The organism is Acinetobacter sp. 22512 (genome assembly GCF_052044755.1).
Lineage (GTDB): Bacteria > Pseudomonadota > Gammaproteobacteria > Pseudomonadales > Moraxellaceae > Acinetobacter > Acinetobacter pittii.
Genome location: NZ_JBQENP010000001.1, coordinates 415,834 through 429,204, shown reverse-complemented (window position 1 = coordinate 429,204; position 13,371 = coordinate 415,834). Strand labels below are relative to the sequence as shown.

General features: G+C 39.7%; 13 protein-coding genes. 1 reads left to right on the top strand and 12 read right to left on the bottom strand.

The window, feature by feature from the left end; translation table 11 throughout:
* Positions 1 to 13 precede the first annotated feature (13 nt).
* Positions 14 to 748, top strand: coding sequence for a proteasome-type protease (locus tag ACTJJG_RS02050; protein WP_002119721.1), 735 nt, complete (start codon positions 14 to 16; stop codon positions 746 to 748).
* Between the two features lie 61 nt (positions 749 to 809).
* On the opposite strand, the gene alr is transcribed toward ACTJJG_RS02050, so the two are convergent.
* The 12 genes from alr to ppsA all read right to left on the bottom strand — a co-directional run bounded on the left by alr (position 810) and on the right by ppsA (position 13,228).
* A complete protein-coding gene (gene alr, locus ACTJJG_RS02045) occupies positions 810 to 1,880 on the bottom strand; it encodes an alanine racemase (protein ID WP_080776749.1) in 1,071 nt (356 codons plus the stop codon).
* A gap of 32 nt (positions 1,881 to 1,912) precedes the next feature.
* Positions 1,913 to 3,358 carry a replicative DNA helicase gene (gene dnaB, locus ACTJJG_RS02040; protein WP_002119718.1) on the bottom strand — a complete coding sequence of 482 codons (1,446 nt, stop codon included), beginning with the start codon at positions 3,356 to 3,358 and terminating at the stop codon, positions 1,913 to 1,915.
* 197 nt (positions 3,359 to 3,555) lie between these two features.
* The gene (gene rplI / locus ACTJJG_RS02035) at positions 3,556 to 4,002 is read right to left on the bottom strand and encodes a 50S ribosomal protein L9 (protein WP_000382591.1); all 447 of its coding nucleotides are present in this window, start codon (positions 4,000 to 4,002) and stop codon (positions 3,556 to 3,558) included.
* An 8-nt stretch (positions 4,003 to 4,010) separates the two neighbouring features.
* Positions 4,011 to 4,238, bottom strand: a complete 228-nt coding sequence (rpsR, locus tag ACTJJG_RS02030; RefSeq protein WP_000090661.1) for a 30S ribosomal protein S18 — start codon at positions 4,236 to 4,238, stop codon at positions 4,011 to 4,013.
* A gap of 11 nt (positions 4,239 to 4,249) precedes the next feature.
* Entirely contained in the window at positions 4,250 to 4,633 is a 384-nt protein-coding gene (gene rpsF, locus ACTJJG_RS02025; protein WP_002119610.1) for a 30S ribosomal protein S6, read from the bottom strand.
* A 180-nt stretch (positions 4,634 to 4,813) separates the two neighbouring features.
* Positions 4,814 to 5,692, bottom strand: coding sequence for a heme o synthase (cyoE, locus tag ACTJJG_RS02020; RefSeq protein ID WP_002119614.1), 879 nt, complete (start codon positions 5,690 to 5,692; stop codon positions 4,814 to 4,816).
* Positions 5,693 to 5,702: 10 nt separating this feature from the next.
* Positions 5,703 to 6,032, bottom strand: a complete 330-nt coding sequence (locus ACTJJG_RS02015; RefSeq protein ID WP_000094534.1) for a cytochrome o ubiquinol oxidase subunit IV — start codon at positions 6,030 to 6,032, stop codon at positions 5,703 to 5,705.
* Positions 6,032 to 6,652 (bottom strand): cytochrome o ubiquinol oxidase subunit III, encoded by a 621-nt coding sequence (gene cyoC / locus ACTJJG_RS02010; protein WP_002119759.1) that lies wholly within the window; start codon positions 6,650 to 6,652, stop codon positions 6,032 to 6,034. Before cyoC ends, ACTJJG_RS02015 begins: the two co-directional genes overlap by 1 nt.
* 4 nt (positions 6,653 to 6,656) lie before the next feature.
* Positions 6,657 to 8,648, bottom strand: coding sequence for a cytochrome o ubiquinol oxidase subunit I (gene cyoB / locus ACTJJG_RS02005; protein WP_005068497.1), 1,992 nt, complete (start codon positions 8,646 to 8,648; stop codon positions 6,657 to 6,659).
* A 3-nt stretch (positions 8,649 to 8,651) separates the two neighbouring features.
* Entirely contained in the window at positions 8,652 to 9,704 is a 1,053-nt protein-coding gene (cyoA, locus tag ACTJJG_RS02000; RefSeq protein ID WP_002119579.1) for a ubiquinol oxidase subunit II, read from the bottom strand.
* Between the two features lie 316 nt (positions 9,705 to 10,020).
* The gene (locus ACTJJG_RS01995) at positions 10,021 to 10,776 is read right to left on the bottom strand and encodes an RDD family protein (RefSeq protein ID WP_002119677.1); all 756 of its coding nucleotides are present in this window, start codon (positions 10,774 to 10,776) and stop codon (positions 10,021 to 10,023) included.
* Positions 10,777 to 10,840: 64 nt separating this feature from the next.
* The gene (gene ppsA, locus ACTJJG_RS01990; RefSeq protein ID WP_005803576.1) at positions 10,841 to 13,228 is read right to left on the bottom strand and encodes a phosphoenolpyruvate synthase; all 2,388 of its coding nucleotides are present in this window, start codon (positions 13,226 to 13,228) and stop codon (positions 10,841 to 10,843) included.
* Positions 13,229 to 13,371: the final 143 nt, after the last annotated feature.

Here is a 13,371-nt window from a genome sequence, read left to right as displayed (position 1 = left end):
TAAAGAGAATGAAATGACCTATTGTTGTGCGTTAAGATTGGAACAAGGTTTAGTGTTTATTAGTGACACAAGAACCAATGCAGGAGTTGACCATATTTCTGTGTTCCGAAAACTGCATACTTTCGGCGTTACCGGAGAACGTTTTATTGCCTTGCAAACTGCAGGTAACTTAGCAACAACGCAAGCTGTTATAGGTCATTTGCAAAATGCCCTGACTTTGCAGCAAGAGCCTAATCTATATAGTGTTAATACGATGTTTGAGGCGGCTGAACTAATTGGAAAAACCTTAAAAACTGTTTTAGAGGATATTAGTTCGGACACTCAAGAACAAATGAATTATGCCTGTAGTATTTTGGTGGGTGGGCAGATTAAGGGTGGTGACATGCAACTTTATAATGTCTATCCACAAGGCAATTTCATTTGCGCAACTACAGATACACCTTATTTTCAAATAGGTGAGAGTAAATACGGGAAGCCTATTCTGGATCGAGCTTTATATTATGCAATGCCACTAGATGATGCATTACGTTGTAGCCTGATTTCTTTTGATTCGACTTTGCGTTCAAATGTTTCTGTTGGCTTACCACTTGATGCATTGGTCTACATTAAAGATAGCTTTGTTATCCCCATGGGAAAACGAATAACCGAAGATGATCCTTATTTCTCACAGATTAGTAAACAATGGTCAGATACTCTTCGTCGGGGTTTACAGGAAATGCCAAAGCCTACAGATGATTACTGGCGATAAATTTTGAATGTTTAAATAAAAAAAATCCAAGCATGCTTGGATTTTTTTTATATTTTATTATTTAAGTACTTTTACGAGTGGGGCGATTGCTTAATCGACAGAGTAATTCATATCCTATCGTTCCGTTTGCATCCGCAACATCATCAACTAAGCGATGTGGACCCCAGAGTTCAACTGGAGTGCCTAATTTTACTTTCATGCCTGTCACGTCGATTGCAATCATATCCATACTCACTCGCCCTACAACCGCACAGGGTTGTTTATCAATAGCGACATAGTTCGGTTTAATATAAGCTCGTGGATAACCATCACCGTAACCTATAGAAACAATTGCAATATCCATTGCTTGAGTGGCACAGAAAGTTGATCCATAACCGACATGTTCATTAGTTTGAATATGGTTGAGTGCAATTACTTCTGCTGAAAAAGTCATCACTGGTTTTAAGTCAAGATCATGGACTGTTTGATCTGCAAAAGGTGAGGCGCCGTAAAGCATGATACCCGGACGAACATAATCAAAATGTAACTCTGGCCATTTATAAATAGCAGCAGAATTACAGCAAGAAGCTAACACTGGATCACAAGCTTGTTTAACTTGTAGAAATTGTTGTTTTTGTTGCTCGTTAAGTGGATGGTCTACATCTGCATTTGCGAAATGCATTGCAAGTACACAAGTAAATCCTTCAGATTTTAAAGTCTTAATAACTTCAATAACTTCTGGATTTTTAAAACCTAACCGGTTCATCCCACTATTAAGTTTAACCCAGACTTTTAAACCTTGATTGATGTACGCTTGTTTGTGTTTAATCAACCATTCAAACTGTTGTTGATGGTGAATGATACATTCAAATTTTTGTTTAATTGCAATTGGCATTTCATCTTCAGAAAATACCCCTTCAATTAAAGTGACAGGTTGTTGAAATCCTAATTCACGAATTTCCAAACCTTCTTGTAGGCAGGCGACACCAAAGGCATCTGATGCATTTAAGGCTGCTAAACAGTCTTTGATTCCATGTCCATAAGCATTGGCTTTTACCATACTTACAATTTTTGAATTTGTTGCGAGTTGTTTGACACGGTTTAAGTTATATTGAAGTGCATTGCGGTCAATATAAACTGTTGCTTGGCGCACCCTCATTTACTCCTTTGGGCTAGAGATAGAGCTTATTCTTCATCATCATATTGGCTGTAATACTCAGGAGAGAGATTACTAAATCGAGTATATTGACCTTCAAAAGCAAGACGAACTGAACCAATTGGACCATTACGCTGCTTACCAATAATAATTTCTGCAGTGCCGGCCTCTTTTGACTCTTTGTTATAAACCTCATCACGGTAAATAAACATAATTAAGTCGGCATCCTGCTCGATCGCACCGGATTCACGTAAGTCGGACATTACAGGGCGTTTATTTGGACGGTTTTCCAGACTTCGGTTAAGCTGAGAAAGTGCAATAACAGGACATTGCATCTCTTTCGCCAATGCTTTTAAGCTACGAGAAATTTCTGAGATCTCGCCTACACGGTTATCACCCATGCCCGGGACTTTCATGAGCTGCAAGTAATCGACCATGATACAACCGATTTTACCATCATGCATTTTGGCAACACGACGAGCACGGGCACGAAGTTCAGTTGGAGGTAGGGCTGATGAGTCATCAATATACAAATGCATTTGCTGAAGCTGCAAAATTGTACCAGTCACCTTGGTCCATTCATCTGCATCGAGGTTACCAGAGCGTAAATGTCCTTGATGGACTTTACCCATTGCGGAAATAAGACGCATCGCAATAGAGTCTGCTGGCATCTCCATTGAAAAGACCAGAGCAGGTAACTTGTTATATTGCAAAACACTCTCAACCAAATTCATGGCAAAAGTAGTTTTACCCATTGATGGGCGTGCAGCAACGATAATTAAGTCACCAGGTTGCATACCAGATGTTTTATTATCAAGTTCTAAGAAGCCAGTCGTTAAACCTGTAATATTGCCATCTAATTTTGAAAGCTCATCAAGCTTACTAATTACGTCTGCGGTAACAGAACTAATAGATTTAGGACCAGCATCTTTTTTATTGTTATTGTGCTGTTCTGCTAATGAGAAAATACTTGTTTCAGCTAAGTCTAAAATTTCACTTACACCGCGGCCTTTCGTGTCATAAGCATTTTGCAAAATTTCAGTACTAACTTTAATCATGCTACGAAGCGTAGAAAACTCTTTAATTTTAGTGGCATAAGTTTCTAAGTTATAGAAACTTGAAGGTGAGTCAGCCATGAGCTGCATTAAATATTCTTCGCCACCGATAGCATCAAGTAAATTTTGTTTTAAGAGCCAGTCACTTACTAAGACAGCATCATAGGGTGAGTTTTCTTGTGCTAATTTCTCGATTGCACGAAAAATATATTTATGGCGAGTCGCGTAAAAATCATTTTCTTTGAGTACATCGTTAACTTGTTCGAAAGATTCGGCAACTGTCATCAGGGCAGCTAGCACAGCTTGTTCAATAGCTAAATTGTGTGGGGGAGTGCGAAACTCTTTAAGTTGGCCTGATTCACTCGTTTTATTTTCTGTTGGAGATGAAAGCGCTAAAGAAGTGGCATTCGCCTGAGACATAATTAGACCTGATGATAAAGAAAGGTGTACACAAAGAGGCTGTAAAGCCGAGAACTATCTTAAAACAAAATTAAATAAACTACCTAATTAAAAAACCAATTAAACTGAAGAACTGATCAGGAATTAATATATCTTATTTTAAAATTTGAAACATAAAAAAAGAGCATGCAAAAGCATGCTCTTTTTTTGATGAGAAATTACTCAGATACGATAGTAACGAGAACTTCTGCAACAACATCATGGTGCAATTGGATTGCGATGTTGAATTCACCAGTGTGACGAAGCGCGCCATTTGGTAAACGAACTTCTGCACGGTCAACTGTAAGACCAGCATTCGTTAATGCGTCAGCGATGTCACGAGTACCGATAGAACCGAAGAGTTTACCTTCGTCACCAGCTTTAGCAGTGATAACGATGTTAACTTCATTCAATTGTTCAGCACGTGCTTGAGCAGCAGCTAAAACTTCAGCTTCTTGCTTCTCAAGTTCAGCACGACGAGCTTCAAAAGCAGCAGTGTTAGCTTCAGTAGCTGCAACTGCTTTACCTTGAGGGATAAGGAAGTTACGGCCGTAACCAGCTTTAACTGATACTTTATCGCCTAATTTACCAAGGTTCTTAATGCGTTGTAATAAGATAACGTCCACAGATCACCTCACTTATGGTTGTCAGTGTACGGAATCAAAGACAAATAGCGAGCTTGTTTGATAGCAAGTGCTAATTGACGTTGATAACGAGCTTTAGTACCAGTGATACGGCTAGGAACAATCTTGCCGTTTTCAGTGATGTACTGTTTTAAAGTGTCGATATCTTTGTAGTCGATGTACGCAACATTCTCAGCTGTAAAGCGGCAGAACTTGCGACGACGGTAAAAACGTGCCATTGATGTTCTCCTTATTCAGCTTCTTGAGCAACTTGCTGTGCTTCTTCGCGTTGAGCTTTACGCGCACGCTTTTCTTCAGCACTCTTAGCAAGCAATGACTCTTCAGTGATTGCGTGTTCACGACGGATGATAAGGTTACGAATGATCGCGTCGTTATAACGGAATAATTCTTCTAACTCATCAAGCGTAGTTTGACCACATTCAACATTCATAAGAATGTAGTGCGCTTTGTGAATTTTGTTAATTGGGTAAGCCAATTGACGACGGCCCCAATCTTCTAAACGGTGAATTTGACCTTCAGCTTCTTTGATCTGAGAGATATAGCGTTCAACCATACCTACAACTTGATCGCTTTGGTCTGGGTGTACCAAAAGTACGATTTCGTAATGACGCATTGTCAGCTCCTTACGGTTTAAACAGCCCCTAATAAAAAAATTAGAAGCAAGGAGTCATAACTTAATAAGTTATGTCGCAAAATTTGCGAAGGCTGAATTATAGGTAAAAGTTCGACTAAAAACAAATCTTTTGATCAGAAAAGTAAAACTTCTTTACTATAAAGAGGAATCCTCTCTTGTTTAAAAGAGAGGAAGATTTGGAGCAGGGGATTGATAGGTAAAGCTAAAGCTCAAACTTAACAGGGTAATTAATATGACCGAGTACAGGAAAAAACGTTTAGCCCACAATTGATCATTTTCGGCTTTAAATCCAATAACTGATAAATATAACCAATATGCAGTCAAAGCATTAAAGGTAATTAAAAAGAATACATTGGTATAGCCAAAACAATATAACCCATTCAAAACAGCTGCAAATAATAGGATATATATTACACATTCAATTTTCGTACGATAAATAGAACGTGCTACAGGCAAAATTGGAATTCCCGCATTTTTGTAATCATCAAAACGATAAATTGCAATTGCCCAAGAGTGAGGCATTTGCCATAAAGCGTATGCTAAAAACAAAAGCAAGGCTGCCACATCAAATTGATGAGTTACTGCTGTATAACCAATAACAGGAGGGCTCGCTCCGGAGATACTACCAATGACGGTTTGATGGATTGAGGTGCGTTTGGTCCACAAACTATAAAAACCGACATAGACAATAAAACCAATCATTGCAAACAAAAATGCATAACCATTTACACCGAACCACAAAATGCTAAAACCAATTACTCCAAGCACTAATGCATATATCAGCGCAACAGTAGGAGAGATTGTTTTTTTAACTAGTGCGCGGTTTTGTGTGCGCTGCATCTTTGTATCAATATCTTGATCTATAACATTATTAACCACACAACCAGAAGCTACAACTAAAGTTGTTCCAAGTAGGGTGAGAAGTAATAATAAGATGTCTATAGAGCCTTGGGCGGCTAAGAAAAAGCCGCCCAAGGTGGTAATGAAATTACCGAAGAGAATTCCTGGTTTAGTCAGGAATAGATATTTTCTCAACATGACAATCAGTTTAGATCATCATATTGTAGTGAAGGTAATTCATAATCCACACAGAACCGATTAAAAGTACGGCGATACATAGGATTGTGTAGATGAATGCAATCATATTCCAACGTTGTTCAGATGATGTATTCATGTGTAGGAAGTACACAAGTTGTACAAGAACCTGAGCAACCGCAGTGATTGCAATCACTGTAACTAAAAGACCACGACTGAAACCACCCGCCATCACCATCCCGAAAGGGATGATGGTGAGGATAACAGAAAGGATAAATCCAACAGTGTATTGCTTAAAGTTACCGTGTGACGCACCAGCAGCATTATGCTCATGACTACTCATTAGAGAACTCCCAGTAAGTAAACGACGCTGAATACACAGATCCAAACGATGTCAAGGAAGTGCCAGAACAAGCTTAAGCAAGCAAGACGACGTGTATTCGGTAAAGTCAAACCTTTAGTTTTGATTTGATACATTAATACTAGCATCCACACTAAACCAGAAGTTACGTGGATACCGTGTGTACCAACCAAAGTAAAGAACGATGATAAGAATGCACTGTGAGTTGGACCATGGCCTTCATGTACAAGGTGATGGAATTCATAGACTTCCATTCCAATGAACGATGCACCAAAAAGGAATGTAATAAATAACCAAGTGATAACTTGATTTACATTCTTTTTATAAGATGCAAGTACAGCAAAACCAAAGGTTACCGATGAAATCAATAAGGCAAATGTTTCAGTTAACACGAAGCCTAATGAGTCATGGAATAGGTCATATGCGCTTGGAGTGCCTGCTGGAACATGACTGCTTAATACAGCGAACGCAATGAAGAGTGATCCGAAAAGAATCAAGTCACTCATCAAGTATGTCCAGAAACCAAAAACCGTTAAGTCGGTATCATCATGTTCATGATGACCGTCATGGCCGTGGTTGTCGTGATGAAGTACTTCAGCCATTTCCTTAGTCCTTCTTCAAGTGTTTTTCAAGTAAAGCATAGCGTTCGTTTTCAATACGCTCAACTTCAGCAGCAGGAACGTAGTAGTCAACATTCTTAGTGAATGAGCTTACGATCAAGCTAACAACAGCTGCAACGAATGAAACAACAACGAGCCACCAAATATGCCAGATGAGTGCAAAGCCAAGAAGAGTAATGAACATTGCAATGACAAAACCAGCAGCACGATCAGTCGGCATGTGGATGTCTTCATATTTAGTGTTACGTGCGTATGCTACACCATTTTCTTTGTCAGTCCAGAAACGGTCGATACCGCTTGCATCTGGTTCATGTGCAAAGTTGTAGAATGGAGCAGGGGAAGAGGTCGCCCATTCAAGCGTACGAGCATCCCATGGATCGCCAGTAAGGTCCATGTTGTCTTTGCGTTGTAAGAAACCAACGATGATTTGCATTAAGAAACATGCAATACCAATCGCAACAAGAACAGCACCAAATAATGCAATCGCAAGGTACGGATCCCATTCAGGGTTGTCATATGTATTCAAACGACGAGTCATACCCATGAAACCAAGGATATAAAGTGGCATGAATGCAAAATAGAAACCAAAGAACCAGAACCAGAACGCAGCTTTACCCCATGCTTCGTTGAGCTTCCAACCAAACATTTTTGGCCAGTAGTAAATGATGCCGGCAAACATACCAAACACCACACCACCGATAATTACGTTATGGAAGTGAGCGATCAAGAATAATGAGTTGTGTACCAAGAAGTCCGCAGGTGGAACAGCCATAAGTACACCAGTTAAACCACCGATACCGAATGTTACAAGGAAGCCAAGCGTCCATAACATTGGAGTAGTAAAGGTGATGCGACCTTTATACATGGTGAATAACCAAGAGAAGATTTTAACACCAGTAGGAATCGCAATAACCATGGTCATGATACCGAAGAACGCGTTAACGTTCGCACCAGCACCCATGGTGAAGAAGTGGTGAAGCCATACAACAAACGCAAGAACAGTAATCGCGATAGTTGCATACACCATAGACTTGTAACCGAACAACGCTTTACGAGAGAAGGTTGCAACGATTTCTGAGTATAGACCAAATGCTGGTAATACCAAGATATATACTTCAGGGTGACCCCATGTCCAGATCAAGTTCACATAAAGCATTGGGCTACCGCCAAGCTCATTTGTGAAGAAATGGAAGCCGAAGTAACGGTCTAGAGTAAGCATTGCAAGTGTACCTGTTAATACAGGGAATGATGCAATGATTAATACAGCCGTACAAAGTGAAGTCCACGTGAAAATAGGCATGTCCATTAATTTCATGCCCGGTGCACGCATTTTGATGATGGTAACGAAGAAGTTAACACCAGATAAAAGCGTACCTAGACCAGAAACCTGAAGTGCCCAGATATAGTAGTCGACACCTACACCAGGAGAATATTGAATGCCAGATAGAGGAGGGTAAGCCATCCAACCAGTCGCAGCAAATTCACCTAACACAAGTGAAAGCATCATCAAACCAGCAGCACCAGCGAATAACCAGAAGCTTAAAGAGTTCAATAATGGGAAAGCAACGTCGCGAGCACCAATCTGTAAAGGTACAGAGATGTTCATCATACCTACAACGAGACCCATTGCTACGAAGAAGATCATGATTACACCGTGTGCGGTGAAGATCTGGTCATAGTGGTCAGGATGTAGATAACCTTCGCCGCCGCCTTTAGCGAGGAAAAGTTGTAAACGCATCATGATCGCATCGGCGAAACCACGCAGAAGCATGACAACAGATACGATGATATACATGATACCAATCTTTTTATGGTCTACCGTAATAAACCACTCATTCCACAAATATCCCCATTTTTTGAAATAGGTGATACCGCCAAGCACTGCAATTGCACCAATTGCCATAAGGACCATGGTGACAAGTACGATTGGCTCTGTCGGGATAGAGTCCCAACCCAGTTTACCAAAAATCATATCCATGTCTTATTCCCCTTGAGCAGCGTGTTCAGCTGCAGCATGAGTGTCAGCTGTTGCGTGTTCAGCAGAGTGGTCAACACCATGATAGTTACTCATATAGTGGTTGATAATTGTTTCAAACAATTTAGGCTCAACAGTAGAGTAATAAGTCACAGGGTGTGGCTTAGTCGGGAACGGTTTCATAGCTTCAGCTTCAGCAACTGCTTTTTCATCACCAGCAGCTTTAGCACGATTTACTAAATGCTCGATCTGATGCTTAGAACGGTTACCATCACGTAAGGTTGCCAATTCAGCTTGGTCAAGCGTAGTTTTTTGAACTGCTTCTGGGTTAATGGTTGAACCATTACCTGCTTTAACCGCTGCTACCCATTCGTTGAATTGTTGCTCTGTAACACTATGCGCTTTGAAACGCATTTGAGAGAAACCGTAACCTGAGTAGTTAGAAGAGAAACCACGATATACACCAGTTTCATTTGCTAACAAATGAAGGTGAGTTTGCATACCTGCCATTGCATAAATCTGGCCGCCTAACTGTGGAATGAAGAATGAGTTCATTGTAAAGTTAGAAGTGATTTTAAAGCTTAACGGAGTTTTTTCAGGGAAACGTACTTCGTTAACTGTTGCAATGTTTTGTTCAGGATAAATAAAGATCCACTTAAACTGTTCAGCAATAACTTGAATAGTTAAAGGTGCTTTATCTGATTCTAAAGGACGGTATGGGTCATACTTGTGGGAACCCCACCAAGTTAACCAAGCTAAAATACCAATAATAATGACAGGGATACCCCATACTACAACTTCAATTGCAGTTGAGTGTGCCCATGTAGGTTTATAGTCTGCATCTTTATTTGACGCGCGATATTTCCAACCAAACCATAATGCCATGATGATTGAAGGAATCACCACAAGTAACATTAAATAGATCGCAGTCATCATAAGGTCACTTTGACCTTGACCAACTGGACCTTTAGAGTTTAGAAGTACCATATCACCACCACACCCAGTCAAAAGTGCGGCAAGCGTTGATAAAGACAATACAGCTAAAATCGTTTGTCTCATTTTACAACCTCGGTGAAGAGTCCCATTCCCTAATTAAATATGGGATAGCGATTAAAGTGTCGCATGATTGAGAACGCTAATCCTTAAATTTAGACTTCTCAATTATATGACACCGCTACGTTGTAGGGCATTATGCCTCATATCGACAAACTAAGCTATACATAAAGTAGGCTGAAATAATTGTTTTAAAACCCGATTTTTTTTGTAGGGTATCGAGTCGCAATAGAGCTTTTATTTAAATATCAACTCACTATAGAAAAAAGGAGGCGGGGTGCCTCCTCTTTTTTTAGACATTAAATGAATGAGTCATTCACTATCATTTGATCACTTTTGTTCTTGCAATTTTGTCATGTAAAGCTTGTCGCTTTTGTCCTAATGCAAAAGCGTAGTCAATAATTGTACTGATCGGCATAAACAATAAGTTTAATATGATAAAAACAATACTTCTTAATAAGAAGATGCGAGTTAAATTAACCTTGCTATTGTCCTCAGCATCTACAATTTTAATTCCAACAATTTTCTTACCTATACTCTGACCAAACTTTGTTAAAAGAACGGCTTGAATTGCAAGCATAATTACGACGTAAAGAAGCATTGAATGCCAAGCTTCTATTGGAATTAAAGTAAAAAGTTGCTGTTGCAATTCTGCAGCTTTAGTCGATGCGACTTCGGCAGATTGCATCTGTTTTTGCAGCTCGAATAATTGCTTATATTGAGCTTCATTAAAGAAAAAAGAAGGAATTGCAGCGATTGGTAACCAAAGCAATAAATCAATAATTTTTGCTAAAGCCCGAGCTGGAATAGATGCAAGTTCATGAACTTTAGGTTCTACACGAATTTGACGAATAGTTTCATTAGTTGATGTATTCGTATTTATTGTAGGTACAGAATAACCGATAGGTTGATATACAAGTTTACCTTGGGTTAATTCTCCTAAAGCTTTCCATTCTGTCATGCCTTCATGCCAAGCTAAATCAGTTAACAAAATTTGTTGGCTAGCCAACATTTGATTTACTTGTTCTAAAGTATAAGGCCCAGCTTGTTGATTATTACGTGCCAAGTAAATTTGCATAAATAAAAATTCTCTATTCTAAAGATGAAAAAAGACCCACGGATGGGCCTTTTTTTATAACATATTAGATTTGCTTGATTTTTTCTTCAGCAAGGAAGAACCATGTATCTAAAACTGAGTCTGGGTTAAGAGAGACAGATTCAATACCTTGTTCCATTAACCATTTTGCAAGATCTGGATGGTCTGAAGGACCTTGACCACAGATACCTACATATTTACCTGCTTTACGGCAGGCATGGATTGCCATTGAAAGAAGAGCTTTAACAGCTGCATCACGTTCATCAAATAAGTGTGAAACAATACCTGAGTCACGGTCAAGGCCTAACGTTAACTGAGTTAAGTCATTAGAACCAATAGAGAAACCATCGAAGTGCTCTAAGAATTGTTCAGCTAACAGAGCGTTAGTTGGTAATTCGCACATCATGATTACTTTTAATCCGTTCTCACCACGTTTTAAGCCATTTTGTGCAAGTAATTCAATAACACGTTTTGCTTCAGATACTGTGCGTACAAAAGGAATCATGATTTGAATATTGGTTAGACCCATTTCATCACGAACTTTCTTAAGTGCGCGACATTCTAATTCGAAACAATCACGGAAGTTATCAGATACATAACGGCTTGCACCACGGAAACCGAGCATCGGGTTTTCTTCTTCAGGCTCGTATAACTTACCACCAATTAAGTTTGCGTATTCGTTTGACTTGAAGTCAGACATACGAACGATCACTGGCTTGTCACCAAATGCAGCAGCGAGAGTCGCAATACCTTCAACCAATTTTTCAACATAGAAATCTACAGGTGAAGCATAACCCGCTGTACGAGTTAAAACCGCAGCACGAGTTTCACGAGGTAGGCTATCAATATTGAGTAGGGCTTTAGGGTGCACACCGATCATACGGTTAATGATGAACTCAAGACGAGCAAGGCCAATACCTTCGTTTGGAATTTGAGCAAAGTCAAATGCACGGTCAGGGTTACCTACATTCATCATAATTTTAAACGAAAGCTTAGGCATAGATTCGATTGAGTTGCGTTGAACTTCGAAATCTAAAGCACCTTCGTAAATGAAACCTGTATCACCTTCAGCACAAGAAACAGTTACTTCCTGACCATCAGTTAATACTTCTGTTGCGTTACCACAACCTACAATCGCTGGTACACCAAGTTCACGTGCAATAATTGCTGCGTGACATGTACGACCACCACGGTTAGTGATAATTGCAGCAGCACGTTTCATTACCGGTTCCCAGTCAGGATCGGTCATATCTGATACAAGAACGTCGCCTTCTTGAACTTTGTCCATTTCTTTAATTGAGTTAACAATACGGACTTTACCAGAACCAATACGTTGACCAATTGAACGACCTTCACAAAGAACAGTGCCTCTTTGTTTGAGAAGGTAGCGTTCCATAGTGCCTACATTTTGGCGGCTTTTTACAGTTTCAGGACGAGCTTGAACAATATAAATTTGACCGTCATCACCATCTTTTGCCCATTCGATGTCCATTGGAGCACCGTAATGCTGCTCAATGATAAGCGCTTGTTTAGCTAACTCTTGTAACTCATGGTCATTTAAAGCGAATTGTTGACGGTCTTGTTTTTCAACATCAACAACAACAACAGATTTACCCGCAGAACCTTCTTCACCATAAATCATTTTTTGGTGTTTAGAGCCAAGGTTGCGACGTAAAACAGAATGTCTTCCTGCATTTAATAATGGTTTAGATAAGTAAAACTCATCTGGGTTAACGGCACCTTGTACAACCATTTCACCTAAACCGTAAGATGCAGTAATAAATACAACATCACGGAAACCAGATTCTGTATCAAGTGTAAACATTACACCTGCAGCGCCAGTTTCAGAACGAACCATACGCTGAACACCCGCAGAAAGTGCAACGATGTCATGATCAAAACCTTGATGCACACGGTAAGAAATTGCACGGTCATTATATAAAGAAGCAAATACTTCTTTAATCGCAATAAGTACGTTATCAATACCGCGAATATTCAAGAAAGTTTCTTGTTGACCCGCGAAAGAAGCATCTGGTAAATCTTCAGCAGTTGCAGATGAACGAACGGCAACCGCGATATCAGGGTTGCCGTTAGAAAGTGCTGTAAAAGCGGCGCGAATTTCTTGTTCTAAGGTTGCAGTGAGTGGAGTCTCTACAATCCATTGACGAATTTTAGCGCCTGTTTCTGCAAGAGCATTTACGTCATCGACGTTGAGTTGAGCAAGTTCTGCTTGAATTCGAGCGTTAAGACCACTTTGGTCTAAGAACTCACGATAGGCAGCAGCAGTAGTTGCAAAGCCACCAGGTACCGATACACCAGCATTTGATAAATGGCTGATCATTTCACCCAAAGATGAGTTTTTCCCACCTACGAGTTCGACATCGTGTTTCCCTAATTTTTCTAGACCGATTACGCGCGCTTCCAAAGTTTTCACTCCACTTTTGCAGTATTAATGTCTATCTTGGCATGAAATTATAAAAATAAAGTGCTTAGTTGAGAATTATACTAAGCGACAGTCATGTAAGATCAGTTTACTATAAAGATTATATAGCACTAAGACAAATGTTTAAGGAGAAT